The organism is Pedococcus sp. P2_E4 (genome assembly GCF_056403935.1).
In genome coordinates, this window is record NZ_JBFUEO010000030.1 from 17,397 (window position 1) to 41,999 (window position 24,603).

23 protein-coding genes are annotated in these 24,603 nt (G+C 70.9%); 11 read left to right on the forward strand and 12 right to left on the reverse strand.

The features are described 5' to 3' along the window. Positions 1-22: 22 nt before the first annotated feature. Positions 23-709 carry a hypothetical protein gene (locus AC1DV7_RS13685; RefSeq protein ID WP_477597686.1) on the reverse strand — a complete coding sequence of 229 codons (687 nt, stop codon included), beginning with the start codon at positions 707-709 and terminating at the stop codon, positions 23-25. Positions 710-806: 97 nt separating this feature from the next. Between AC1DV7_RS13685 and AC1DV7_RS13690 the strand changes: the two genes are divergently transcribed. The 10 genes from AC1DV7_RS13690 (at position 807) to rarD (ending at position 9,783) form a co-directional block, all read left to right on the forward strand. Next, on the forward strand, positions 807-1,109 hold the full coding sequence (locus AC1DV7_RS13690; RefSeq protein WP_477597687.1) for an urease subunit gamma: 303 nt from the start codon (positions 807-809) through the stop codon (positions 1,107-1,109). 2 nt (positions 1,110-1,111) lie between these two features. Further along, positions 1,112-1,465, forward strand: a complete 354-nt coding sequence (gene ureB / locus AC1DV7_RS13695; RefSeq protein WP_477597688.1) for an urease subunit beta — start codon at positions 1,112-1,114, stop codon at positions 1,463-1,465. After that, a complete protein-coding gene (locus AC1DV7_RS13700) occupies positions 1,458-3,167 on the forward strand; it encodes an urease subunit alpha (protein WP_477597689.1) in 1,710 nt (569 codons plus the stop codon). Before ureB ends, AC1DV7_RS13700 begins: the two co-directional genes overlap by 8 nt. A gap of 8 nt (positions 3,168-3,175) precedes the next feature. Then, complete coding sequence (locus AC1DV7_RS13705) at positions 3,176-3,844, forward strand: urease accessory protein UreF (RefSeq protein ID WP_477597690.1); 669 nt, start codon at positions 3,176-3,178, stop codon at positions 3,842-3,844. Further along, positions 3,837-4,565: an urease accessory protein UreG gene (gene ureG, locus AC1DV7_RS13710; RefSeq protein ID WP_477597691.1), complete on the forward strand. Its 729-nt coding sequence runs from the start codon at positions 3,837-3,839 to the stop codon at positions 4,563-4,565. Before AC1DV7_RS13705 ends, ureG begins: the two co-directional genes overlap by 8 nt. Beyond that, complete coding sequence (locus tag AC1DV7_RS13715) at positions 4,549-5,319, forward strand: urease accessory protein UreD (RefSeq protein ID WP_477597692.1); 771 nt, start codon at positions 4,549-4,551, stop codon at positions 5,317-5,319. Before ureG ends, AC1DV7_RS13715 begins: the two co-directional genes overlap by 17 nt. 37 nt (positions 5,320-5,356) lie before the next feature. Further along, complete coding sequence (locus AC1DV7_RS13720) at positions 5,357-5,605, forward strand: SCO4226 family nickel-binding protein (protein ID WP_477597693.1); 249 nt, start codon at positions 5,357-5,359, stop codon at positions 5,603-5,605. 214 nt (positions 5,606-5,819) lie between these two features. Beyond that, positions 5,820-7,742, forward strand: a complete 1,923-nt coding sequence (locus AC1DV7_RS13725) for a 2-oxoacid:acceptor oxidoreductase subunit alpha (RefSeq protein WP_477597694.1) — start codon at positions 5,820-5,822, stop codon at positions 7,740-7,742. Continuing rightward, a complete protein-coding gene (locus AC1DV7_RS13730) occupies positions 7,739-8,836 on the forward strand; it encodes a 2-oxoacid:ferredoxin oxidoreductase subunit beta (protein ID WP_477597695.1) in 1,098 nt (365 codons plus the stop codon). Before AC1DV7_RS13725 ends, AC1DV7_RS13730 begins: the two co-directional genes overlap by 4 nt. An 89-nt stretch (positions 8,837-8,925) precedes the next feature. Continuing rightward, positions 8,926-9,783 carry an EamA family transporter RarD gene (rarD, locus tag AC1DV7_RS13735; protein WP_477597696.1) on the forward strand — a complete coding sequence of 286 codons (858 nt, stop codon included), beginning with the start codon at positions 8,926-8,928 and terminating at the stop codon, positions 9,781-9,783. 18 nt (positions 9,784-9,801) lie between these two features. Here rarD and AC1DV7_RS13740 read toward each other — a convergent pair whose 3' ends face one another. Both AC1DV7_RS13740 and AC1DV7_RS13745 read right to left on the reverse strand, forming a co-directional pair. Further along, positions 9,802-11,130 (reverse strand): D-arabinono-1,4-lactone oxidase, encoded by a 1,329-nt coding sequence (locus AC1DV7_RS13740; protein WP_477597697.1) that lies wholly within the window; start codon positions 11,128-11,130, stop codon positions 9,802-9,804. After that, positions 11,127-12,272, reverse strand: a complete 1,146-nt coding sequence (locus AC1DV7_RS13745) for an amino acid deaminase/aldolase (RefSeq protein WP_477597698.1) — start codon at positions 12,270-12,272, stop codon at positions 11,127-11,129. The genes AC1DV7_RS13740 and AC1DV7_RS13745 overlap by 4 nt, the downstream gene beginning before the upstream one ends. 148 nt (positions 12,273-12,420) lie before the next feature. Here AC1DV7_RS13745 and AC1DV7_RS13750 point away from each other — a divergent pair, with 148 nt between their 5' ends. Further along, positions 12,421-14,442 carry a PhoX family protein gene (locus AC1DV7_RS13750; protein WP_477597699.1) on the forward strand — a complete coding sequence of 674 codons (2,022 nt, stop codon included), beginning with the start codon at positions 12,421-12,423 and terminating at the stop codon, positions 14,440-14,442. Between the two features lie 74 nt (positions 14,443-14,516). Here AC1DV7_RS13750 and AC1DV7_RS13755 read toward each other — a convergent pair whose 3' ends face one another. The 9 genes from AC1DV7_RS13755 to AC1DV7_RS13795 form a co-directional block, all read right to left on the reverse strand. Further along, on the reverse strand, positions 14,517-15,521 hold the full coding sequence (locus AC1DV7_RS13755) for a polyprenyl synthetase family protein (RefSeq protein WP_477597700.1): 1,005 nt from the start codon (positions 15,519-15,521) through the stop codon (positions 14,517-14,519). Positions 15,522-15,535: 14 nt separating this feature from the next. Next, positions 15,536-17,134: an NADH-quinone oxidoreductase subunit NuoN gene (gene nuoN / locus AC1DV7_RS13760; RefSeq protein ID WP_477597701.1), complete on the reverse strand. Its 1,599-nt coding sequence runs from the start codon at positions 17,132-17,134 to the stop codon at positions 15,536-15,538. Further along, positions 17,134-18,660 carry an NADH-quinone oxidoreductase subunit M gene (locus tag AC1DV7_RS13765; RefSeq protein WP_477597702.1) on the reverse strand — a complete coding sequence of 509 codons (1,527 nt, stop codon included), beginning with the start codon at positions 18,658-18,660 and terminating at the stop codon, positions 17,134-17,136. Before AC1DV7_RS13765 ends, nuoN begins: the two co-directional genes overlap by 1 nt. Beyond that, positions 18,660-20,597 carry an NADH-quinone oxidoreductase subunit L gene (nuoL, locus tag AC1DV7_RS13770; RefSeq protein ID WP_477597703.1) on the reverse strand — a complete coding sequence of 646 codons (1,938 nt, stop codon included), beginning with the start codon at positions 20,595-20,597 and terminating at the stop codon, positions 18,660-18,662. The genes AC1DV7_RS13765 and nuoL overlap by 1 nt, the downstream gene beginning before the upstream one ends. Before the next feature lie 12 nt (positions 20,598-20,609). Beyond that, complete coding sequence (gene nuoK, locus AC1DV7_RS13775; protein WP_477597704.1) at positions 20,610-20,909, reverse strand: NADH-quinone oxidoreductase subunit NuoK; 300 nt, start codon at positions 20,907-20,909, stop codon at positions 20,610-20,612. Continuing rightward, complete coding sequence (locus tag AC1DV7_RS13780; RefSeq protein WP_477597705.1) at positions 20,906-21,676, reverse strand: NADH-quinone oxidoreductase subunit J; 771 nt, start codon at positions 21,674-21,676, stop codon at positions 20,906-20,908. The genes nuoK and AC1DV7_RS13780 overlap by 4 nt, the downstream gene beginning before the upstream one ends. Beyond that, positions 21,673-22,383: an NADH-quinone oxidoreductase subunit NuoI gene (gene nuoI, locus AC1DV7_RS13785; protein ID WP_477597706.1), complete on the reverse strand. Its 711-nt coding sequence runs from the start codon at positions 22,381-22,383 to the stop codon at positions 21,673-21,675. The genes AC1DV7_RS13780 and nuoI overlap by 4 nt, the downstream gene beginning before the upstream one ends. Further along, on the reverse strand, positions 22,376-23,728 hold the full coding sequence (gene nuoH / locus AC1DV7_RS13790; RefSeq protein ID WP_477597708.1) for an NADH-quinone oxidoreductase subunit NuoH: 1,353 nt from the start codon (positions 23,726-23,728) through the stop codon (positions 22,376-22,378). Before nuoH ends, nuoI begins: the two co-directional genes overlap by 8 nt. 35 nt (positions 23,729-23,763) lie before the next feature. After that, the coding region (locus tag AC1DV7_RS13795; RefSeq protein ID WP_477597707.1) for a molybdopterin dinucleotide binding domain-containing protein at positions 23,764-24,603 on the reverse strand (840 nt) is incomplete at its 5' end.

Here is a 24,603-nt window from a genome sequence, read left to right on the forward strand (position 1 = left end):
TGGCGCCTCGGACCGCCGCCTGTCAGCCGAGCAGGTCGTCACACGCCGATCGCACGAGCCGAGCGACCTCGTCGGGCGCGGCCAGGTGCGCGAGGTGGTGGCCGTCGAACCGATGGACCAACCACCCCGAGGTCTCCGCGAAGGCGACCTCGTCGGCATACGTGTCTCCGAAGGCGACGTAGGCCCGCGGACCCGACGCCCACGCCCTCGGAACGGGTAGCCGACCGGTGAAATAGGCCGGCAGCAGCCGAGGCGCCTCGCGGCGGACACGTTCGAACCATCCCTCGTCGGGAAAGAGGGGGCGGACCTCGGAGTGCTCCCACCAGTCCGGCCAAGGCGGCAGGCGGCCACCGGTCAGCGGCAGGGAGTGGATGAGCTCAGCGAACTGCGCCGGCGCCAGCCGGGTCTCGCACGCGTCCTGAGTGGGCAGCGCGGCGTCCATCGCGACCACCGCGACAGCCCGCCGCTCGACGAGCGCCGGGAGGTAGTAGCCCGCGTTGCTGTGGGCGAGGACGACGTCGCACCCTGCAGCCAGCACCGACTCGAACCCGGCCAGCACCGTCTGCGGTGTGGTCGGCACCACCGGCAGGTCCGCGACCGTGACCGAGCAGCCGAGGGACTCGAGAGATGCCGCCAAGGGCTCGTACGTCGCCGGTCCCAGCAGCGGGCTCGGCAGCACCACCACGCGCAGGTTCCGGCCGGGGGTCACGCACCGACGCTAGACCAGCGGTGGCGCCGACGAAATCCCCGCGAAACACTGCCTTGGTCTACTGGGCCCTCGCCCACGTCACCCCGAGGAGGCCGCGATGCACCTGTCCCCCGCGGACACCGAGAAGCTGCTGCTGTCGGTGGCCGGCATGGTGGCTCGCGACCGGCTCTCGCGGGGCGTGAGGCTCAACCACCCCGAGGCCGTCGCACTGCTGTCGACCTGGGTGATCGAGCGCGCCCGTGAGGGCGCCCTGGTCGCCGACCTCATGGAGCAGGGACGCAGCGTCCTCGCCCGCGACGAGGTCATGACGGGCGTACCCGAGATGATCGCCGACGTCCAGGTCGAGGCGACCTTCCCCGACGGCCGCAAGCTCGTGACCCTCCACCACCCGATCGCCTGACCATGGCCGCCACCAGCTCCGACCCCACGGCACCCGGCGCGATCCGGGTGCGGCCGGGCACCGTCACCATCAACGCCGACCGCGCCGACGACGAACGCCTCACGCTGGTCATCGTCAACACCGGGGACCGACCGGTGCAGATCGGCTCCCACCTCCACCTGCCCGACAGCAACACCGCCCTGGACTTCGACCGCGCGGCTGCCCGCGGCTTCCGCCTCGACATCCCCAGCGGGACGTCGGTGCGGTTCGAGCCGGGCGTGAGCCGCGAGGTGACCGCCGTGGCGCTGCGCGGCCGCCGCCGGGTGCCGGGCCTGCAGCTCACCGACCGCGGCGAGGAGGGCTCCCTCGATGGCTGACCTCGACCGCGAGCGGTATGCCGCGCTGTACGGCCCGACGACCGGCGACCAGGTGCGTCTCGGCGACACCGACCTGTGGGTCGAGGTCGAGGACGACCTCACCTTCGGCGGCGAGGAGGCCGTCTTCGGCGGCGGCAAGTCGATCCGCGAGTCGATGGCACAGGGCCTGCGGACGCGCGCCGAGGGCGCGCTCGACACCGTCATCACCAACGCCGTCGTGCTCGACCACTGGGGCGTCGTCCGCGCCGACGTCGGCATCCGGGGCGGCCGGATCGTCGCCCTGGGGCGCAGCGGCAACCCGGACATCGCTGACGGCGTCCACCCCGACCTCGAGATCGGCCCGGGCACCGACGTCATCTCGGGCGAGGGACGCATCCTCACGGCGGGGGGCGTCGACCTGCACGTCCACTTCCTCTCGACCAGCCAGGTCCACGAGGCCTTGGCGTCAGGACTGACCACCCTCGGCGGTGGCGGCACCGGACCCTCCGAGGGCTCCCGGGCGACGACGGTCACGCCCGGCCCTTGGCACCTGCAGTCGGTCCTGCGTGGCCTCGACCACCTGCCCGTCAACCTGCTGCTGATGGGCAAGGGCAACACGGTGAGCGCCGCCGGGTTGGAGGAGCAGGCTCGCGGCGGGGCCGCGGCCTACAAGGTGCACGAGGACTGGGGCGCCACGCCGGCGGCCATCGACGCAGCCCTGCGCGCAGCCGACGAGTTCGGCCTGCAGGTGGCGCTGCACAGCGACAGCCTCAACGAGGCCGGCTACGTCGACTCGACGATCCGCGCGATCGGCGGACGCAGCATCCACGCGTTCCACACCGAGGGCGCGGGCGGGGGCCACGCCCCCGACATCATCACGATCGCGGGCCTGCCCAACGTCCTGCCCGGCTCCACCAACCCGACCCTGCCGCACACCGTCAACACCGTGGCCGAGCACCTCGACATGCTGATGGTCTGCCACCACCTCAACCCCGCGGTGCCCGAGGACCTGGCCTTCGCGGAGAGCCGGATCCGCGCCACCACCATCGCCGCCGAGGACATCCTCCACGACCTCGGCGCACTGTCCATGACGAGCGGCGACGCCCAGGCGATGGGCCGGATCGGCGAGGTCGTCACCCGCACCTGGCAGGTCGCCCACGTGATGAAGGCGCGTCGCGGACGCCTCGGCGAGAGCCTCCCGGCGGACAACGAGCGCGCCCGACGCTACGTCGCCAAGTACACGATCAACCCCGCGATCGCGCACGGCATCGACCACGAGGTCGGCAGCGTCGAGGCCGGGAAGCTCGCCGACCTCGTGCTGTGGGACCCGAAGTTCTTCGGGTGGCGTCCCGACCTCGTCATCAAGGGTGGGTCGATCGTGTATGCCGCGCTGGGCGACCCGAACGCGTCGATCCCCACCCCGCAACCGGTCCTCATGCGTCCGGCGCTGGTCGCCGAGGGCGGTGCGGGCGCCGACGTGTCCCTCACCTTCGTGGCACCGGTCGCGCTCGAGGACGGGCTGGGTGAGCGCCTCCGGCTGCGCCGGGACCTGCGCGCCGTGCGACCCACCCGTGAGGTGACCAAGGCGCAGATGCGCAACAACACCACCACGCCCGCCATCGAGGTCGACCCGGAGTCCTTCGCGATCCGCATCGACGGCGAGCTCGTCGAGCCGTCACCTGCGGCGGAACTCCCTCTCGCCCAACGCTATTCACTGTTCTGAGCGCCACGATGCTCCCCCACCCCGAGTTCGCGGCCATGATGCTGGCCGACGGCCGCCTGCCCGTCGGCGGGCACACGCAGTCGTCCGGTCTCGAGCCGGCGCTGCTCGGAGGCCTCGAGCCCGCTGACATCCCCGACTTCATCGCGACCCGGCTGGCCTCCTGCGTCGTGGTGGACGCGGCCACGGCCGTGGTCGCGCGGCACCACACCCTCGCCGGCCTTGCCCTCCAGCCGGTCGACGACGCCTGGGCGGCACGCACCCCGAGCGAGGTGGTGAGGGCCGCTTCGCGTGCGGTCGGTCGCGGCCAGCGACGGCTCGCGCAGCGGCTCTGGCCGGGGAGCGCGACGGCAGGAGCACTGGCCACGCTGAGCGCGCCCGCTCGACCGGTAGCCGTGGGGGCGATGGCCGCAGCGGGGGGCCTCGACGGTGCGCGCACGGCGCGCCTCGTCGCGTACGACGACGTCCAGTCGCTCTGCGCCGCCGCCCTCAAGCTCTGCCCCCTCGACCCCGCCGAGGTCGCCGAGTGGCTCCTGCACTCAGGGCCCGGGGTGGAGCGCCTGGTCGGCGACGTCGGCCACCTGACCGAGCCCACCGCCATACCGGCACCGTCGGCGCCCCTCATGGAGAGCTGGCAGCACCAGCACGCCCACCACAGCAGGAGGTTGTTCAGTGCCTGATCCCCAGACCACCACCCGCGCGTTCCGGCTCGGCGTCGCCGGGCCGGTCGGCACCGGCAAGTCCAGCCTCATCGCGATGGTCTGTCGCGAGCTCGCCGACGAGCTCCGGCTGGGGGTGGTCACCAACGACATCTACACCGACGAGGACGCCCGGATGCTGCGCGCCGCGGGGGTGCTCGACCCCGACCGGATCCGTGCCGTCGAGACCGGGGCGTGCCCCCACACCGCGATCCGCGACGACGTCACCGCCAACCTGCTGGCGGTCGAGGACCTCGAGGCCGACTTCGCGCCGCTCGACCTCGTGCTCGTCGAGTCCGGCGGCGACAACCTCACCGCGACCTTCTCCCCCGCCCTCGTCGACGCCCAGGTCTTCGTCCTCGACGTCGCCGGTGGTGGCGACGTCGTCCGCAAGGGCGGACCAGGCATCTCGCGCGCCGACCTGCTCGTCGTCAACAAGACCGACCTCGCGCCGTACGTCGGCGTCGACGCCGTGCTCATGAAGCGACAGGGCGAGGCCGCGCGCGACGGGCGTCCCGTCATCGCGCTCTCGCGGACCGACCCCGCGTCGGTGCGCGAGCTGCGCTCCTGGGTCCTCGAGGTGCTCGCCACGCACCGGGCCGGGCAGCACGTGCCCGTCGACCCCGGCCCGATGGCACCGCACAGCCACGCGGACGAGCCGCAGCACACCCACGCCGGCGGTGACGGTGCCCACTCACACTGACGTCCGCACCGCCCGCGTCACGATGACCCCGGGCGCGAACGGCGCGCGGTGCCGCCTCGACCTGTCCGCCGGGCTGGTGAGTCCCCGCGTCGTGCGCCACGACGCCGCCGGTGCGCAGGTGGCGCTGGTGGCCACCACCGCGTCGCTGCTCGGCGGGGACCACCTGCGCCTCGTGGTCGAGGTGGGCGGTGGGCTGCGGCTGGACCTGTATGACGTCGCGGGCACCGTCGCCTACCACGGCCGTGGGTCGGGCGCCCTGGTCGACGTCGAGCTGCACGTCCACCCCGGCGCCACCCTGTGCTGGTCAGGGGAGCCGCTCGTCGTGACCGACGGCGCGCAGGTCGCCCGCACGCTCACTGTCGATGTCGCCGACGGTGGGCGCCTGTTGCTGCGCGACCGGGTCGCCCTCGGCCGCGCCGGCCAGGATGGTGGACGCCTCGACTGCCACACGACCATGGCGTATGCCGGTCGGCCGGCCCTCGTCGAGGACCTCGCCGTGCGTGCGGGGCTGGGCCCCGGCGCGCTCGGCGACGCGCGCGTGGTCGACACGGTGACCGCCCTGGGCTGGCGACCCGGCCCGGTGCCGGGGCACCCGGCATACCGGCTGCACGAACAGGGGGCCGTCTCTCGCGAGCTGGTGCGCGAGGCCCACCACTCCACGATCCCCTCCGTCTGGGAGGCTTGGCGATCCCAGCTCGTGGTGGGCCCGGCCCCCACCAATTTGACGGATCTCGGCGCTCCTTCCCCCGCGTAGCGTGGCCGGACGACCACACAGGGAAAGGGGAACACCCATGGCGCAGTTCATGGACGTCCACACCAACATGCCGGGAGTCACCGCCGAGGCACTGCTCGAGGCGCACCGGGCCGACCTCGCCATCCAGGACGAGGAGTCGGTGGACTTCAAGCAGGCCTGGGGCGACCCCACGACCGGCCACGTCTTCTGCCTCTCCGAGGGCCCGGACAAGGAAGCGATCCAGCGCATCCACGAGCGAGCCGGCCACCCCTACGACGAGATCCACGAGATCACCGTCACGGCCTGACGACGCCGACCGGCGGCACCACCCGTGGTCCTGACGGGTGGCGCCCCATAACGTCGTGTTACGTGTCTCAAAAGCAGGGTGGTCAGGTTTACCTCACCCCCGGCGACGTACGATGGATGAGCAGGGCTGTGCTCAGCCGTCCGTGGGCCAGCGCCACCGGACGCCCCGGGGCGACAGTCCGCGTGAACTGTTCGTCCACCACCGTCAGGACCGCATGAGCAAGATCGTCGAGAAGCTCGACCGTGTCGTCATCCGCTTCGCCGGGGACTCCGGCGACGGCATGCAGCTCACCGGGGACCGCTTCACCTCAGAGACCGCCGCGCTGGGCAACGACCTGTCCACGCTGCCCAACTTCCCCGCCGAGATCCGGGCACCCCAGGGCACCCTGCCGGGCGTCTCGAGCTTCCAGCTGCACTTCGCCGACCACGACGTGCTCACCCCCGGCGACGCCCCCGACGTCCTGGTGGCGATGAACCCGGCCGCGCTCAAGGCCAACCTGCGCGACCTGCCGCGCGGCGCCACGCTCATCGCCAACACCGACGAGTTCACCAAGCGCAACCTCGCCAAGGTCGGCTACGACTCCAACCCCCTCGACGACGGCACGCTGGAGTCCTGGCACGTGCACCCCGTGGCGCTCACGAGCATCACGGTCGAGGCGCTCGCCGCGTTCGACACCCTGTCCCGCAAGGACAAGGAGCGCGCCAAGAACATGTTCGCGCTCGGCCTGCTGTCGTGGATGTACCACCGGCCGACCAGCGGCACCGAGGCGTTCCTCGCGAAGAAGTTCGGCAGCAAGCCGGACATCCTCGCCGCCAACCTGGCAGCCCTCAAGGCCGGGCTCAACTACGGCGAGACGACCGAGGACTTCGCCGTCTCCTACGAGATCGCCCCCGCCAAGATGGCCCCGGGCACCTACCGCAACATCACCGGCAACGTCGCGCTCGCGTACGGCCTGGTGACCGCGGCCCACCGTGCCGGCATCCCGCTCGTGCTGGGCTCGTACCCCATCACGCCCGCATCCGACATCCTGCACACGCTCTCGGGGCTCAAGCGCTACGGCGTCACCACCCTGCAGGCCGAGGACGAGATCGCCGGCATCGGCGCCGCGCTCGGCGCGAGCTTCGGCGGGGCCATCGGCGTGACGACCACGTCCGGCCCCGGCGTCGCCCTCAAGTCCGAGACCATCGGCCTGGCCGTCTCGCTCGAGCTGCCGCTCGTCATCGTCGACGTGCAGCGCGGCGGACCCTCCACGGGTCTGCCCACCAAGACCGAGCAGTCCGACCTGCTGCAGGCGATGTTCGGCCGCAACGGCGAGTCGCCGGTGCCGATCGTCGCGCCGCAGTCCCCCGCCGACAACTTCGACGCCGCGCTCGAGGCCGTCCGCATCGCGACGACCTACCGCACGCCGGTCTTCCTGCTCTCCGACGGCTACCTCGCCAACGGGTCGGAGCCCTGGCGGCTCCCGGCCGTCTCCGACCTGCCCGACCTGACGGTGCGGTTCGCGGACCAGCCCAACGACACCGACGCCAAGGGCGAGCCGGTCTTCCACCCGTACAAGCGCGACGAGACGACGCTGGCCCGGCCCTGGGCCGTGCCCGGCACGGCGGGCCTCGAGCACCGCATCGGCGGCATCGAGAAGGCCAACGTCACCGGCAACATCTCCTACGACCCCGACAACCACGACCTGATGACGCGCCTGCGGGCGGCCAAGGTCGCCGGGATCGCCGACACGATCGGCGACCTCGAGGTCGACGACCCCAGCGGCGAGGCGCAGGTCCTCGTGCTCGGCTGGGGCTCGACGTACGGCCCGATCGCCGCCGCGGTCCGGTCGGTGCGCAACACGGGCGCCCGGGTGGCGCGAGCGCACCTGCGCCACCTCAACCCCTTCCCCGCCAACATCGGCGAGGTCCTGCGCCGCTACGACCGCGTGCTCGTGCCCGAGATGAACATGGGCCAGCTCGCCCTGCTGCTGCGGGCCCGCTACCTCGTCGACGTGCACTCCTTCACCCAGGTGCGCGGCCTGCCGTTCACGACGGTCGAGCTCGCCGACGCCATCGTGTCGCTCTCCTCGGGCGACGACCACCCGACGCCCGTCGCGACCCCCGAGACGGTCGCCCTCAAGGGAGGACACGCATGAGCACCGACCTCGGGATGCCGGGCACCGGAGCGCCGGGCGGCACCGCCGGCGTCCCGCGCCTCGCCGACGACGCCCCCAAGCAGACGAAGAGGGAGTTCACCTCCGACCAGGAGGTGCGCTGGTGCCCGGGCTGCGGCGACTACGCGATCCTCGCGGCCGTGCAGGGCTTCCTGCCCGACCTGGGCCTCAAGCGCGAGAACATCGTGTTCGTCTCCGGCATCGGCTGCTCGTCGCGCTTCCCGTACTACCTCGACACGTACGGCATGCACTCGATCCACGGCCGCGCGCCCGCCATCGCGACGGGGCTGGCCACCAGCCGCGAGGACCTGTCCGTGTGGGTCGTGACCGGCGACGGTGACGCGCTGTCGATCGGTGGTAACCACCTCATCCATGCCCTGCGCCGGAACGTCAACCTCACGATCCTGTTGTTCAACAACCAGATCTACGGCCTGACCAAGGGCCAGTACTCCCCCACGTCCGAGATCGGCAAGGTCACCAAGTCGACGCCGATGGGCTCGGTGGACCACCCGTTCAACCCCGTCTCGCTGGCCCTCGGCGCCGAGGCGACGTTCGTCGCCCGCACCATGGACTCCGACCGCAAGCACCTCACCGAGGTCCTGCGGGCGGCCGCCGAGCACCGGGGGACCGCGCTCGTGGAGATCTACCAGAACTGCCCGATCTTCAACGACGGCGCCTTCGACCTCATCAAGGACCGCAGCGAGCAGGAGGCCCGGATCGTCCACCTCGCCCACGGCGAGCCCGTGCAGGTCGGCCCCGAGGGTGACCGCCAGGTGCTGGTGCGCGCCGGGGCCGGGACCTTCGAGTTCGTCGCCGAGGCCGAGTCCGCGGGGCGTGACGTGGTCGTGCACGACGTCGCGGCGCCCGACCCCACCCAGGCGTTCGCGCTGTCGCGGCTCGACTCCCCCCAGATGACGCATGTCCCGATGGGCATCTTCCGCAGCGTCGACCGCCCGACGTACGACGACCTCGTGCGCGCCCAGGTGGACGCCGCGATCGACACTGCGGGCGGGCGTCCCACGGACGCCGACCTCGAGGCGCTCATCCACGGCCGCGACACCTGGACGGTCGCGTGACCCACACCTGCCGGCCCCACGCCTAGGTGGGGCCCGACGACCAACGCCGCGGCGCTGCATACGGCTTGCTGGCGTATGCCATCTGGGGCATGTTCCCCCTCTACTTCGCCGCGCTGAAGCCTGCCGGCGCGTGGGAGATCCTCACCCACCGCATCCTGTGGACGCTGCTGCTCTGCGTCCTCGTCCTGCTGGTCCGTCGCGACCTGGGCTGGGCGGCACAGCTCTTCCGGCGCCCGCGCCTCGGGCTCGCCGTGACCGCGGCAGCACTGCTCATCGCCGTGAACTGGGTCATCTACGTCGCCGCCGTGATCGGGGGCAGGACGACGGAGGCGGCCCTGGGGTACTTCCTCAACCCCATCGTGACCGTGGCCCTCGGCGTGGTCGTCCTGCGGGAGCGGCTGCGACCCCTGCAGTGGGTGGCGGTCGGGATCGGGGCGCTGGCCGGCGTCTACCTCAGCGTCGCCTCCGGCTCCGTGCCGGTGATCGCGCTGTCCCTCGCCTGCTCGTTCGGGCTGTACGGCCTGGTCAAGAAGAAGGTCGGCGCGAGCCTCGACGCGATGCACTCGCTCGCTGCCGAGACCACGGTCCTCGCCCCCATCGCGGTGGTCCTGCTTGCCGTGCTGACCGCCCGCAGCGACACGACGTTCAGCACCGACGGCGCCTGGCACACGGCACTGCTCGTCCTGTCGGGCGCCGCCACCGCCGGCCCGCTGCTGCTCTTCGCGGCCGCCGCCCGCCGGGTGCCGCTGGTCACGATCGGCCTGCTGCAGTTCATCACCCCGGTGCTTCAGCTGCTGTGTGGTGTCCTGCTGCTGGGCGAGCACCTGAGCACCACCCGCTGGGTCGGGTTCGGCATCGTGTGGGTCGCGTTGGCAGTGTTGAGCTTCGACTCGATCCGCCACTACCCGGGGCGCTCGCGGACCGACCTCACCGAGGGCAACCTCTAGCCAGCAGCCCCCTCGACCTCATCGACCCAGGACAGTGGTGAGGTAGTCGTTGGCGAACCTGCGCTCGGGGTCCAGCCGGTCGCGCACCGCGAGGAAGTCGTCGAACCGCGGGTAGAGCTGGCGCAGCCGGTCGGCCCCCAGGGTGTGCAGCTTGCCCCAGTGCGGCCGGCCCTGGTGCTCGGCGACGATCGCCTCGAAGGCGGCGAAGGCCCCGTGGTCGTCCATCCGGTGGTACTGGTGCACCGCGACGTACGCGTTCTCGCGCTCGTAGGCCGTGGAGAGCCAGATGTCGTCCGCCCCCACGAAGCGGAGCTCGACCGGGACCGTCAGCGGTGCGCGGTGCGCGGCCAGCCACGCCCGCAGCTCCAGGACGACGTCGACGAACGACGACCTCGGGATCGCGTACTCGGTCTCGCGGAACCGCACGTTCCGCTCCGCGACGAAGACCCGCCACGAGTCGTCGGTGTACTCCCGGGCGCCCAGCAGGCGGGCACTGACGGCGTTGAGCGACGGTACGATCGCGGGCCAGCGGGTCGCGGTGCGGCTGGTGGCCTCGTAGACCCGGTTCGACAGGAAGTCGTCGTCGAGCCAGGCCCGCCAGCGCGGGAGCGGCGCCCCCGGGGCGTCCTCGGCGACCTTGTCGTTGTGCTTGACCAGCACCCGGTCGGTCAGGGGGAACCAGTGCATGTCGACGTGGTCGTGGGACTGCACCTCGGTCTGGACGTGGTCGAGCACCTCGTGCAGGTCGGCCCCGAACTCCTGCGCGTGCAGGCGGAACGCGGGCACGCACTGCAGCTCGACCTCGGTGAGGATGCCGAGCGCCCCCAGACCCACCCTCGCGGCCGCGAACACCTCGGGCTCGTGGTCGGCGGAGCAGCTGAGCACGGTGCCGTCCGCGAGGACCATGGTCAGTCCGGCGACCGCGGCGGCGATGCCCTGGTGCCGTATGCCGGTGCCGTGGGTGCCGGTGGAGATCGCCCCTGCGATGGTCTGCCGGTCGATGTCCCCGAGGTTGGGCAGGGCCAGGCCGAGGGCCTGGAGGGTGGGGTTGAGGACGTGCAGCGGGGTGCCTGCGAGGACCCTCACCCGACGCCGCTCGAGGTCGACGTGGGTGACCCCGGACAGCCGGTCGAGTCGCACCTGCACGCCGCTCGTGGCCGCCACGGAGGTGAACGAGTGGCCCGCCCCCACGGCCTTGACCACTTGGCCCCGGGTCGCGGCAGCGGCGACCACCTCGGCCACACCCTCGACGGTCGCCGGCGAGGCGACCTCAGCCGGGTGGCTGGTCTGGTTGCCCGCCCAGTTGGTCCACACCGGGGCGGTGGCGGTCGGTCCGGCCGGGCTCATCCGAAGTTCTTCCCCTCGCCGCGGTACGTGGGCACGGTCTCGACGAGCTGGTCACCCGTCAGCAGGTGCAGGGCGTCGAACCTCTCGCACAGCTCACCCGCCTTGGCGTGCCGGAACCACACCCGGTCACCGAGCGACAGGTCGTGGGTTCCGTTGCCCTCCAACGGAGTCTGGACCTCTCCCGTACCCTCGGCCTTCACGAGGGCGACGTCGGAACGGCCGAAGGGGCGAGGCAGGCGCGACCACCCGGGGGGTCCGGATGCCACGTACCCACCGCCGAAGGCGGTCACGAAACCCGGCCCCGGACGCCGCACGACGTCGAGCGCGAAGGCCGCAGCCGGTCGCGGGCTGAAGTCGTCGTAGCCGTCGAAGAGCGCGGGGCCGAACAGCCCGGACCCGGCCGCCAGCTCGGTGATCGCGGGATCGCGGCCGGTCACGTGCAGCGAGCCGGTGCCACCCGCGTTGACGAACTCGAGCTGGGTGATCGCGCGGACCGCGGACACCACCGCGCCCCGGCGCTCGAGCAGTGATGCCGCCGAACGCCGCTTCATCATCCGCACTGCGGGCGAGGAGTCCGGCAGCCCGGCGATCTGCGCGTCGTAGAACATCAGGCCGACCACCGACAGCCCGGCATCGAGCGCGGCCTGCGCGACGGCTCGCACCTCGGCGGGCGTCCGCAGCGGCGAGCGCCTCACCCCCAGGTGGACCGGGCCGACCCGCAGCGACGCGTCGACGTCGACGGCGACCCGCAGGCCGTGCGGGCGGTCCAGCGACGCGAGCAGCTGCACGTGCTCGACCGAGTCGATGGTGAGCGTCACCTGCTGGGCCGCCTCGGCCGAGGCCGTCACCTCGTCGAGGACAGCGCGGTCGACACAGGGGTAGGCGACGAACACGTCACGCACTCCCCTGGACACCAGCCACAAGGCCTCGCGGACGGCATACGACATGACCCCGGCGAAACCGGGCTGGGACAGGACGCGCTCGACCAGGGGGCGACAGCGGACCGACTTGGACGCCACCCGGATGGGGACGCCCCCGGCCCGGCGGACGAGATCAGCGGCGTTGGCGTCGAACGCGGCGAGGTCCACGGCAGCGAGCGGGGCCGGCAGGCCACGGGTTGCGGCGTCCCAGGGGTGAGTCACAGTGGCGACCCTATCGACGCAGCACCGCCTGTTCACCGCAAGTCACGCGAAGTTCACCGGCGTGCGAGGGGGATTCCGCCTGGCGTTCCTAGGTTGGCGATGGACCCACCGCAGCCATCCGTCTTGTCCACACACCGGAGGAACCCCCATGTCAGCACCCGCGCCCGAGCGCGCCCAGCTCCCCCTGCTCACCGTCCACCAGGGCGGCCGGAGCGCCATGACCTGTCACTTCAAGTGCGACGACGCGTGCAGCAAGCCCGTGCCGAACCAGACCGGCCACGAGTACTTCGGCGACCTCGTCACGGCTGGCGCCTCACGCCGGTCGGTGCTCAAGGGTGGCAGCGTCATCGCGGCGGTCGTCGGCCTCGGCACGTTCGCCGGCACGCAGTCCGCGGCTGCGGCCCCTGCCGCAGCCGCCGCCACGCCGGCCGCCAGCGGCAACCGTTCGCCGTTCGGGTTCACGCCCATCGCGCCTCAACCCGCCGGCACGGACCGCGTCGTCGTGCCCGACGGCTTCGAGTGGTCGACGGTGATCGCCTGGGGCGACCCGATCCTCGCGGGCGCGCCCGACTTCGACTTCGACCACCAGAGCCCGGCGGCCCAGGAGGGTCAGTTCGGCTACAACAACGACTACACGACGCTCCTGCGCGGCCACGACACCAACCAGGCGACCCTGGTCTGCAACAACGAGTACACCAACGACGAGCTGATGTTCCGCGGCTACGCGGGATCGGCCTCCCTGACGCCCGAGCAGATCCGGATCACCATGGCCGCCCACGGCATGTCCGTCGTCGCGCTGCGCCGGGCCTCCGCCTCGCGGCCGTGGGAGTACGTCCGGGGTGACGCCGCCAACCGCCGCGTCACGGCCACGACGCCGTTCGCGTTCGACGGCCCTGCGGCTGGTCACCGGCTGCTGCGGACGACCGCCGACCCGACGGGTACGCGCGTCCTCGGCACCTTCGGCAACTGCTCCGGTGGCCAAACCCCTTGGGGCACAGTCCTTTCCGGTGAAGAGAACTTCAACGGCTACTTCTCGGCAGCGACCGCTCCGGCTGACCAGGTCGACGCGTACAAGCGGTACGGGCTCACCGGTTCCAAGGGTCGCGGCTGGGAGCGCGTGGACTCCCGCTTCGACGCCACGCAGCAGCCGAACGAGCCCAACCGGTTCGGCTGGATCGTCGAGCTCGACCCGTCGGACCCGTCCTCGACCCCGGTCAAGCACACCGCGCTGGGCCGGCTCAAGCACGAGGGCGCCAACGTCACGGTGGCGCCCGACGGCAGGGTGGTCGCCTACCTCGGCGACGACGAGCGTTTCGACTACCTCTACAAGTTCGTCTCGCACGGCCGCTTCCGTCCGGGCAGCTCGGCCAAGGCACGGGCGCACAACCTGACCCTGCTGTCGTCGGGTGACCTCTACGTCGCCAAGTTCACCGGTGACGGCTTCGAGGACGGCATCAGCGACGGGTCGGGCCGGTGGCTGCCGCTGGTCGTCGACAACCAGAGCCAGGTCGCCGGGTTCACGCTCGAGGAGGTGCTCATCTGGACCCGCCTGGCCGCGGACAAGGTCGGCCCCACCAAGATGGACCGCCCCGAGGACGTCGAGCCAAACCTCGTCAACGGTCGCACCTACGTGGTCTGCACCAACAACACGAGCCGCCAGCCGAGCCAGATCGACGAGGCCAACCCGCGCGCCAACAACAAGCACGGGCACATCATCGAGATCACCCCCACCTCCGGCGACGACACGACGACGACCTTCACCTGGAAGATCGTCCTCATCGCCGGTGACCCGACCGACCCGACGACCTACTTCAACGGCTACGACCGGTCCGAGGTCTCCCCGATCTCGTGCCCCGACAACGTCGCCTTCGACAACGACGGCAACATGTGGATCGCCACGGACGGCAACGCCCTCGGCGCCTGCGACGGGATGTACCTGTTCCCGCTGTCCGGGCCCCACCAGGGCCACCTGCAGCAGTTCCTGTCGGTGCCGGCCTACGCGGAGTGCTGCGGTCCCCTGGTGACGTGGGACCAGAAGACCGTGCTCGCGGCGGTGCAGCACCCCGGTGAGCAGACCGGCGCCTCGCCGGCCAACCCGCTCAGCCAGTTCCCGTACCAGGGCGGCGGCCAGCCCAGGCCGGCCGTCATCCAGGTCCACCCCTCGCGCTGACGTCCAAGCAAGGTGCGGTATGCCGCGGGGCCCTGCCCCGCGGCATACCCGTCTGGGGGCCCGCAGGCCGGGTCTCAGCCCAGTCGGGTGACGACGCTGGTGGCCAGTGCCCGCAACGCGGTCTTGGCCTCGCTGTCGGGCAGCGGGTCGAGGACGTCCTGGGCGCTGCGCGCGACGGCCCCGGTGTGCTCGCGAGCCCGGTCCATGGCCGGGTTGGCGCGCAGCAGCTCCAGCGCCTCGGCCAGGGCGTCCTCGTCGGCACCGAGGTCGGTGCGCAGCAGCTGCTGCAACCGGGCGTCGGCCGGGTCGTCGGAGGCCAGGGCGTAGAGGACCGGCAGGGTCGCCTTGCCCTCGCGCAGGTCCGTGCCGGGCGTCTTGCCCAGCGACTCCGCGTCCGAGGAGACGTCGATGAGGTCGTCCGCGAGCTGGAAGGCCATCCCGAGCCGTTCGCCGTACTCGCGCATGATCTCGATGGTGGCGGCGTCGCACCCGGAGAACATCGCGCCGTAGCGCGCGGCCGTGGCGATGAGGACGCCGGTCTTGTCGGCCAGCACCTGCAGGTAGTAGTTGATCCGGTCCGCGCCATCCGGGCTGGGACGGTCGTCGCGGATCTGCCCCGCGCACAGCCGGACGAAGGTCTCGGCCTGGATCTTGACCGCCTCGGCGCCGAGGTCGGCGATGATCGACGACGCGGTGCCGAAGAGCATGTCGCCGACGAGGATCGCGGTCGAGTTGCCGTACTTGGCGTTGGCGCTGGGCGCACCGCGGCGCACGACGGCCTCGTCCATCACGTCGTCGTGGCACAGGGACGCGACGTGGGTCAGCTCGACGCCGGCCGCGGCGGCCACCACGTCGGCGTTGCCGCCACTGCCCAGCTCGGCCGCCAGCAGCGTCAGCAGCGGGCGGAACCGCTTGCCGCCGGCCTCGATGAGGTGCGTGTTGGCCTCGGCGATGAACGCGTCGTCGTGGTCGACCTCGCGCCGGAGCAGGGCGTCGACCTCGGCGAGGCCCTCCTGGAGCCTGGCCGCGAGCTGCGCGGAGGTGTCGGGCAGGAGGTGTGCGGTGGGGGTCGAGCTCATCTGAGCAGCCTGCGTCATCTCAACAGGAAGACCGACGAGCGCTCGGCCAGGTCGAGGACCTGCGCCGGCATCACACCGAGGACGAGCGTGACGAGGGTGCCCACGGTGACCGCGATCGTGGTCAGCGGCGACGCCACCTGGGCGACGACCGCCTCACCGGCCGGGGCCTCCGTGAAGTACATGAGCACGATCAGTCGGACGTAGACGAAGGCGGTGATCACGCTGCACAGCAGGCCGATCACGACGAGCACCACCCCTGCGCGGCCACCGAAGTTGATCGCCGGTGAGAACGCTGCGAACTTCGCGGTGAAGCCGGACGTCAGCGGGATCCCGGCGAAGGCCAGCAGGAGGAACGCGAAGACCCCGGCCACGACGGGGTGGTTGCGGCCCAGGCCGGCCCACTGCGAGAGGTGCGAGGCCTCCGAGCCACCCTGGCGGACCATCGAGACGACGGCGAAGGCCGCGATCGTCATGAACCCGTAGGCGACGAGGTAGAACATCGTGCCCGAGACGCCGGTCTTGTCGAAGGCAAGCACGGCCACGAGGATGAAGCCCGCGTGCGCGATCGACGAGTAGGCCAGCAGCCGCTTGACGTCGGTCTGGGTCACCGAGAGCACCGAGCCGACCACCATGGTGAGCGCGGCGACACCGATGACGCCCCCACGCCAGTCCCAGCGGTTGGCTTCGAGGCCGACGTAGACCAGGCGCAGGATCGCACCGAAGGCCGCGACCTTGGTGCAGGCGGCCATGAAGCCGGTGACCGGCGTCGGGGCGCCCTGGTAGACGTCGGGGGTCCACGAGTGGAACGGCACCGCGCCGACCTTGAACAGCAGGCCCACGAGCAGGAACACCACGCCCGGCAGCAACAACCCGTCCAGTGCGGCCGACGAGGCGCTGACCGCCTTGGTGATGTCGGCGAGGTAGAGCGAGCCGGCGTAGCCGTAGAGCAGGGCCGCCCCGAAGAGGAAGAAGGCCGAGCTGAAGGCACCCAGCAGGAAGTACTTGAGCGATGCCTCCTGCGACAGCAGGCGACGACGACGGGCCAGGCCACACAGCAGGTACAACGGCAGGGACAGCACCTCGAGGGCCACGAACATGGTGAGCAGGTCGCCCGCTGCGGGGAAGAGCATCATGCCGAGCACGGCGAACATCGTCAGCGGGAAGACCTCGCTGGTGGCCAGCCCCGCACGCAGCGCGGCAGCCTCGTGAGGCGAACCGGGGATGGCCGCGCCCATCGGGGTGAAGGCGTCGGCGCCCTGACCGCCGAACTTCTCGGCCATGGTGAGGATGCCGAGCATCGACATCAGCAGGATCGCGCCCTGAAGGAACAGCGCCGGTCCGTCCATGATCACGGCCTGGCGCAGGGTGCCGCCCTGGTGGGCGTCCTTGACCGACACGAGCACGAGGACCAGGAAGGCGGCGACGAGGCCGGCGAGGGCGACCGCCACCTGGATGGTGTGCCGTACGGCGCGGGGAGCGAACGCCTCGACGAGCACTCCGACGAGGGCGGCGCCGACGACGATGAGCATCGGGGCGATCGCGCCGTAGTCGACGTCGGCCACCTCGAAGGCGGCCGGCGCCAGGCCGGTGAGGGTGACTGTCACGGCGGGCATTACTTCGTGCTCCCGTCAGCGGAGGTGGGTGCCGGGTCGGTGACGCCGACGTGCTTCAACGTCGTGGCGACTGCCGGGTTGAGCAGGTCGAGGGCAGGCTTGGGATAGAAGCCGAGCACCAGGAAGGCGGCGATCAGCGGGGCGACCACGAGCTTCTCGCGGGTCGTGATGTCGCGGACCGGCGCCTCGAGCTCGGGCTTCGGACCGGTCATCATCCGCTTGACCATCAACAGGATGTAGAGCGCGGCCAGGACGATCCCGGCCGTGGCGATCACCGCGACGGCCTGGTAGCGCTGGAAGGTCCCGACCAGCACCAGGAACTCCGAGACGAACGAGCTGAGCCCCGGCAGCGCCAGGCCCGACAGGCCGGCCACGAGGAACACGCCGGCCAGCCCGGGCGTGACCCGCTGCCAGCCGCCGAAGTCGGGGATGCGCTTGCTGCCTCGGCGTGCGATGAGCATCGCCGCGATGAGGAACAGCGCCGCCGTCGAGAAGCCGTGGTTGAGCATGTAGAGCGTCGCGCCCGCGCCACCCACGGAGGTCATCGCGAAGATGCCCAGGATGATGAAGCCGAAGTGGCTCACCGACGTGTAGGCGATCAGCCGCATGATGTCGGTCTGGCCGATGGCGAGCAGCGCGCCGTAGAGGATCGACACGATCGCCAGCGCCAGCACCACCGGGGTGGCCCACTGCGAGGCCTCCGGGAAGAGCTGGAGGCAGAACCGGATCATCCCGAAGGTGCCGACCTTGTCGAGCACGCCCACCAGCAGCACCGCGGTCGCGGGCCGCGCCTCGGTGGCGGCGTCGGGCAGCCAGGTGTGGACGGGCCACATCGGCGCCTTGACCGCGAAGGCGAAGAAGAACGCGACGAAGATCAGCCGCTCGGGGCCGTCGGCGATGTCGAGACCGGTCAGCGTCGAGACGAGGAAGCCGTCGGACCCTCCCGGGCCGTAGTGGTAGAGCGCGATGACGCCGACCAGCATGACCAGCCCACCGGCCAGCGAGAACAACAGGAACTTCACCGCGGCGTACTGACGGCGCGGACCGCCGTAGAGGCCGATGAGGAAGTAGACCGGGATCAGCATGGCCTCGAAGAAGACGTAGAACAGGAAGACGTCCGTGGCGGCGAAGACCCCGACCATGAAGGTCTCGAGGACCAGCATCAGCGCGAAGTAGTTCTTCTCGCGCTTGCCGCCCTCGGGGACGTCGTGCCACGAGGCGAGGATGCAGATCGGCGTGAGCACGAGCGCCATGAGGATCATGACGAGCGCGATCCCGTCCACGCCCACGGCATACGACACCCCGAACTGGGGGATCCACTCGTGGCGCTCGGCGAGCTGGAACTGCTCGCCACTCTTGGTCTTGAACTCGAGCGCGGCAGCGATGCCGAGCACGAGCGTCACGAGGGAGGTGCCCAGGGCCACCTGCTTCGCGCGGTCGGCCATCCCGCTCGGGACAGCCGCCACGACGGCAGCACCGATCAGCGGGATCAACCCGAGAACGGTCAGCCACGGGAAGTTCGTCATCACTGGATCACCCACAGAGCACCGAGGAAGGCGACGACACCGGCGAGCATCGTCAAGGCATAGGAGCGTGCGAAGCCGTTCTGCAGGCGACGCAGGCGGCTGGACGTGCCACCGACGAGCGCGGCGAGGCCGCCGACGCCCCCGTCGACACCGCGGTTGTCGGCGAAGACCAGCGCGCGGGTCAGGTGGATGCCCGGCCGCATGAAGACGCCTTCGTTGACGTCGTCCTGGTAGAGGTCGCGGCGGGCGGCCTGGGTCAGCAGCGAACCGGCCGGCTGCACCTGCGGGACGTCGTCACGCCAGTAGCGCATCCAGGCCAGGGCGACACCACCCGCGACCAGCAGCAGCGTGAGGACCATCAGCACAGGGACGGAGATCACCGGGTGCTCGCCCTCCTCGTGGCCACCGACCACCGGCTCGAGCCAGTGCGTGAAGGTGCCACCGAGCGACAGGACCAGACCGAGCAGGCCGGACCCCACCGCGAGCACCATCATCGGGATGGTCATGGTCAGGGGCGACTCGTGCGGGTGGACGTCGTCGGACCAGCGCTTCTTGCCGTGGAAGGTCATGAAGAACAGGCGCGACATGTAGAAGGCGGTGATGCCGGCGCCGATGAGGGCGGCACCACCGAAGACCCACGGACGCCAGCCCTCGCCGATGAACGCCGCCTCGATGATCTTGTCCTTGGACCAGAAGCCCGAGAACGGCGGCACACCCAGGATCGCCAGCCAGCCGAGGCCGAACGTCACCCAGGTGATCTTCATGGCGCCGGACAGGTTGCCGAAGCGGCGCATGTCGACCTGGTCGTTCATGCCGTGCATGACCGACCCGGCTCCGAGGAACATGCCGGCCTTGAAGAAGCCGTGCGTGAGCAGGTGGAAGATCGCGAACGCGTAGCCGACCGGGCCGAGACCGGCGGCCAGCATCATGTAGCCGATCTGGGACATCGTCGAGGCGGCCAGCGCCTTCTTGATGTCGTCCTTGGCGCAGCCGACGATCGCACCGAAGAGCAGGGTGACCGCACCGACGATGACGACGACGAGCTGGGCCGTCGGGGCGTGGTCGAAGATGAAGTTGCTGCGCACGACGAGGTAGACGCCGGCGGTCACCATCGTCGCCGCGTGGATCAGCGCCGAGACGGGCGTCGGGCCGGCCATGGCGTCGCCGAGCCAGCTCTGCAGCGGGAACTGCGCCGACTTGCCGCAGGCGCCGAGCAGGAGCATGAGGCCGATCGCGGTGAGGACGCCCTCGCCCGCGCCACCAGCTGCCTCCTGCACGCCGGCGAAGGTCACCGTGCCGAACGCGGCGAACATGATCATGATCGCGACGGACAGCCCGAAGTCACCGACCCGGTTGACCACGAACGCCTTGTTGGCCGCGGTCGCGTAGGCCGGGTTGTAGTTCCAGAACCCGATGAGCAGGTAGGACGCCAGGCCCACGCCCTCCCAGCCGACGTAGAGCAGCAGGTAGGAGTCGGCCAGCACGAGCAGCAGCATCGAGGCCACGAACAGGTTGAGGTAGGCGAAGAACCGGCGCTTGTCCGGGTCGTGCTCCATGTAGCCCAGCGAGTAGACGAGGATCAGCGATCCGACGAAGGTCACCAGCAGCACGAAGGTCATCGACAGCTGGTCGAGCAGCATGCCGGCCTCGAGGTGGAACGACCCGGCGGGCACCCACTCGAACAGGTGGATCGCGGCGGCACGCTCCTCACCGTCACGGCCGAGCATGAGCATCCAGAGGATGAAGCCCACGACGAAGGAGCCCCACGACAGGGCGACCGCGAGCAGCGGACCCCACCTGTCGGCCGCGCGGCCCCCGAGCAGGAGCACGGCGGCGCCCAGCATCGGGAGGGCCACGAGGAGCCACGTGTATGCCGTGAAGCCGGTGGCCGCTGCTGCGGCACCGTCGGCTGTGGCGAGAGTTGCGAGGGAAGTCACCGGGTGGCCCCTTTACAGCTTCAGCAGGTTGGCGTCGTCGACCGAGGCCGACCGGCGGGCGCGGAAGATCGCGATGATGATCGCCAGGCCGACGACGACCTCGGCGGCGGCGACCACCATGACGAACAGGGCGATCACCTGCCCGTCGAGGCTGCCGTGCATCCGGGCGAACGTCACGAACATGAGGTTGACCGAGTTGAGCATGAGCTCGACGCCCATGAACACCACGATGGCGTTGCGCCGCAACAGGACGGTGGCACCGCCGATCGCGAACAGCAGCGTGGCGAGGTAGATGTAGTTGACGAGGTTCATCGCGCGTCGCCCTCCTCGATCTCGTGCTCGATGGCGTGCTGGGCATCGACGTGGCGGGTCGGGACGGTGATCTGCTCGCGCGCGGTCAGCACCCGCGAGACGGACAGCTCGCTCGGGGTGCCGTCCGGCAGCAGGGCCGGGGTGTCGACGGCGTTGTGGCGGGCGTAGACACCCGGCGCCGGCAGACCAGCGACGTTGACGTTGTCACGGATGCGACGCTCGGACCACAGCCGCTGGCTGGGCTTGGCGCCGATGCGCTCGCGGTGCGCCAGCACCATCGCGCCGAGGGCGGCGGTGATGAGCAGGGCGGAGGTGACCTCGAAGACCCAGACGTACTGGCCGAAGATCAGCTCGGCGACGCCGCTCACGTTGCCCTTGGACTCGTTGACCGAGGCCAGCCCCTTCATCGGCGGGAACTGGACGCGCCCGATCGCGGTGAACAGCAGCCCCGCGAGGCCGAGGGACAGCAGCAGTGCGACCCACTTCTGGCCCTTGAGCGTCTCGACGAGGGAGTCGGAGGAGTCGACACCGACGAGCATGAGCACGAAGAGGAACAGCATCATGACCGCGCCGGTGTAGACGAAGATCTGGATGATGCCGAGGAAGTCGGCCTCCTGGGCGATGTAGAAGATGCCGAGGTTGATCATCACCAGCGCCATGCCGAGCGCAGCGTGGACGGCCTTCTTGGCGAAGAGCAGTCCCGTCGCCGCGAGGACGCTGATCGGGGCGAGGACCCAGAACGCGATCTGTTCTCCCAGGCTGGTCATCGGCGCACCGCCTCGGTCGTGTCGCGGCCGACCTGTCGGGTGGTCACGGTGTCGACTCCCTCGACCGGGTCGCCACCGGGGGCGAGCCCGTCCTCGGGCTGGGCGTCGTGGGCCTTCACCCAAGCCTCCTGCTCGGGCGTCGCACGGGCGACCTTGCCCTGGTAGTAGTCGCGCTCCTCGAGGCCCTCGACCATCGGGTGCGGCGCAGGGAGCATCCCCTCGGCGAGCGGGGCGAGCAGCTGCTCCTTGGTGAAGATGAGGTCGGCACGGTTGTTGTCCGCGAGCTCGTAGAAGTTGGTCATCGTGAGCGCGCGGGTCGGGCAGGCCTCGATGCACAGGCCGCAGAAGATGCAGCGCAGGTAGTTGATCTGGTAGACGCGGCCGTAGCGCTCGCCGGGCGAGAACCGCCCGGTGCCACCGTCGGAGTCGTCGTTGGAGGCGCCCTCGACGAGGATCGCGTCGGCCGGACAGGCCCACGCGCACAGCTCGCAGCCGACGCACTTCTCGAGCCCGTCAGGGTGGCGGTTGAGCTGGTGACGGCCGTGGAAGCGCGGCTGGGTCGGCCGCTTCTCCTCGGGGTACTCCTCGGTCTCCAGCTTGCGGAACATCGTCGCGAAGGTGACGCCGAAGCCACCGACGGGGGCGAACAGGTCGGAGAAGAACCCGCCCTTCGCCTCGGCCTTCTGGCCAGCGCTCTTGTCAGTCACGAGCGGACTCCTTCTCGGTGATGGCGAGGGACGGTTCGCGCAGCCGCTGCCCGGGCAGGGGTGGGACCGGGTAGCCGCCGGCGAAGGGGTCGATCTCGTCGGGCGCCGTGGCGTCCTTGGCAGCCTGCTTGTCGGCCTGCTTGCCCTCCCACAGCCAGTAGGCGAGCAGCACGGCACCAGCGACCACGGCCACGAAGATGAAGCTCACCAGCGGGTACTGCCGACCCGCGAGGGTGAACGAGGGGCCCTCGATGAAGCCGAGCTGGCTGGCCCGGATGAAGGCGACCACGACGACCCACGCGAGGGTGACCGGGATGAGGAACTTCCAGCCGAACCGCATGAACTGGTCGTAGCGCACCCGGGGCAGCGACCCACGCAGCCAGACGAAGAAGAACATGAACAGCCAGAGCTTGATGACGAACCAGAGCAGGCCCCACCAACCGTGGTTGAACATGCCGTCGTTGATGGCCGCGATGCCGGGAGGCGCCTGCCAGCCACCGAGGAACATCGTGGTGGCCAGCGCGGAGACGGTGAACATGTTGACGTACTCACCGAGGAAGAACATCGCGAACTTCAGCGAGGAGTACTCGGTGTGGAAGCCACCGGTGAGCTCGCCCTCGCCCTCGGCGAGGTCGAACGGCAGGCGGTTGGTCTCGCCGACCATGGTCACGACGTAGACGAAGAAGCTGAAGAACGCCGGGATGATGTACCACAGGTCCCTCTGGCCAGCGACGATCTGCGAGGTCGACATCGAGCCGGCATAGAGGAACACCGCGACGAGCGACAGGCCCATCGCGATCTCGTAGGAGATCACCTGGGCGGTCGAGCGCAGGCCACCCAGCAGGGGGTAGGTCGAGCCGGACGACCAGCCGGCCAGCACGATGCCGTAGACGCCGACACCGGCGACGGCCAGCACGAGCAGCACGGCGACGGGGACGTCGGTGAGCTGCAGCGGCGTGCGGTGGCCGAACATCGACACGGTCGGCCCCAGGGGGATGATCGCGAACGACACGAACGCCATCGCGCCCGCGATCGCCGGGGCGAGCGCGAAGACGACCTTGTCGGCGTTCTTGGGCGTCAGGTCCTCCTTGAGCGCCAGCTTGACGCCGTCGGCGAGGGTCTGGAGCAGGCCGAACGGTCCGGTGCGGTTGGGCCCGGGACGCTGCTGCATGCGGCCGATGACGCGCCGCTCGAACCAGATGACGACGAGCGTGTTGACCAGTAGGAAGACGAAGACCAGCAGCGCCTTGACCAGGTGCAGCCACCAGGGCGTGTCCGTGAAGTCGAGGGTCGGGTTGTCGGCGAACGGCACGTTCGCGCCCACTCCCGCAGGCAGGTGCGGTATGGCGCTCAGCGCCTGCCCGGCATACGTCACCGCGCTCACTGGGCACCTCCCTTGGTGAGGGTGACGACGTCACCGGCGACCGCCCCGAGGGAAGCGCGCACGGTCGAGCCACTGGAGTTGGTCGGCAGCCACACGACGTGGTCGACCATGTCGACGGTCACCGCCACCGGGGCGGAGACGGAGCCGTGGGCGGTCGACACGGTCACGGTGTCGCCGTCGGCGAGGCCGAAGGACTCGGCCGTCGCCGGGGAGACCCGGGCGAGCGCCGTGGGCGCCGTGCCGGCGAGGAACGGCTCACCGTCCTGCAGCGACCCCCGGTCGAGCAGGTGGTGCCAGGTCGCGAGGACGAGCTCACCCGACCCGAAGGTCGGCGGAGCCTGCACGGGCGTGGACGGGGCCTGCGGACGCGTGTCGGCGCCTGCCCCGAGGGCCGCCATCTCGGACCGGACCTCGGCCAGGGTGCGGGCACCGAGGAAGGCGCCCAGCTCGGCGGCGAGCATGTCGAGGACGCGGTAGTCGGACTGGGCGTTGCTGTCGAGCGCCGGCTGGAAGGTGCGCGTGCGGCCCTCCCAGTTGACGTAGGTGCCGCCCTTCTCGGCCTGCGGTGCGACGGGCAGGACCACGTCGGCCACCGCCGTCACCGACGAGGGGCGGATCTCCAGCGACACCACGAACGTCTTGGCGAGGGCCTCCTCGGACCGCGGGTCCGCGAGGTCGGCTGCGTCGACGCCACCGACGACGAGCGCGTTGACCGCACCCGTCGTGGCCGCCTCGATGATCGCGGCACCGTCGCGTCCCGGGGTGTCGGGCAGCCCGACGACGTCCCAGACCTCGGCGACCCGCTCGCGGGCGGCGGCGTCGGAGACCAGGCGTCC

Excerpts from the sequence above, each read along its gene's own strand:
- AC1DV7_RS13730 (WP_477597695.1), top strand. The coding sequence starts at position 7,739 with ATGAGCACCGACCTCGGGATGCCGGGCACCGGAGCGCCGGGCGGCACC.
- AC1DV7_RS13720 (WP_477597693.1), top strand. The coding sequence starts at position 5,357 with ATGGCGCAGTTCATGGACGTCCACACCAACATGCCGGGAGTCACCGCC.
- AC1DV7_RS13740 (WP_477597697.1), bottom strand. The coding sequence starts at position 11,130 with ATGAGCCCGGCCGGACCGACCGCCACCGCCCCGGTGTGGACCAACTGG.
- AC1DV7_RS13750 (WP_477597699.1), top strand. The coding sequence starts at position 12,421 with ATGTCAGCACCCGCGCCCGAGCGCGCCCAGCTCCCCCTGCTCACCGTC.
- AC1DV7_RS13690 (WP_477597687.1), top strand. The coding sequence starts at position 807 with ATGCACCTGTCCCCCGCGGACACCGAGAAGCTGCTGCTGTCGGTGGCC.
- AC1DV7_RS13725 (WP_477597694.1), top strand. The coding sequence starts at position 5,820 with ATGAGCAAGATCGTCGAGAAGCTCGACCGTGTCGTCATCCGCTTCGCC.
- ureB (WP_477597688.1), top strand. The coding sequence starts at position 1,112 with ATGGCCGCCACCAGCTCCGACCCCACGGCACCCGGCGCGATCCGGGTG.
- AC1DV7_RS13705 (WP_477597690.1), top strand. The coding sequence starts at position 3,176 with ATGCTCCCCCACCCCGAGTTCGCGGCCATGATGCTGGCCGACGGCCGC.
- AC1DV7_RS13780 (WP_477597705.1), bottom strand. The coding sequence starts at position 21,676 with ATGACCAGCCTGGGAGAACAGATCGCGTTCTGGGTCCTCGCCCCGATC.
- nuoK (WP_477597704.1), bottom strand. The coding sequence starts at position 20,909 with ATGAACCTCGTCAACTACATCTACCTCGCCACGCTGCTGTTCGCGATC.
- rarD (WP_477597696.1), top strand. The coding sequence starts at position 8,926 with ATGTTCCCCCTCTACTTCGCCGCGCTGAAGCCTGCCGGCGCGTGGGAG.
- AC1DV7_RS13700 (WP_477597689.1), top strand. The coding sequence starts at position 1,458 with ATGGCTGACCTCGACCGCGAGCGGTATGCCGCGCTGTACGGCCCGACG.
- AC1DV7_RS13765 (WP_477597702.1), bottom strand. The coding sequence starts at position 18,660 with ATGACGAACTTCCCGTGGCTGACCGTTCTCGGGTTGATCCCGCTGATC.
- nuoN (WP_477597701.1), bottom strand. The coding sequence starts at position 17,134 with ATGCCCGCCGTGACAGTCACCCTCACCGGCCTGGCGCCGGCCGCCTTC.
- AC1DV7_RS13755 (WP_477597700.1), bottom strand. The coding sequence starts at position 15,521 with ATGAGCTCGACCCCCACCGCACACCTCCTGCCCGACACCTCCGCGCAG.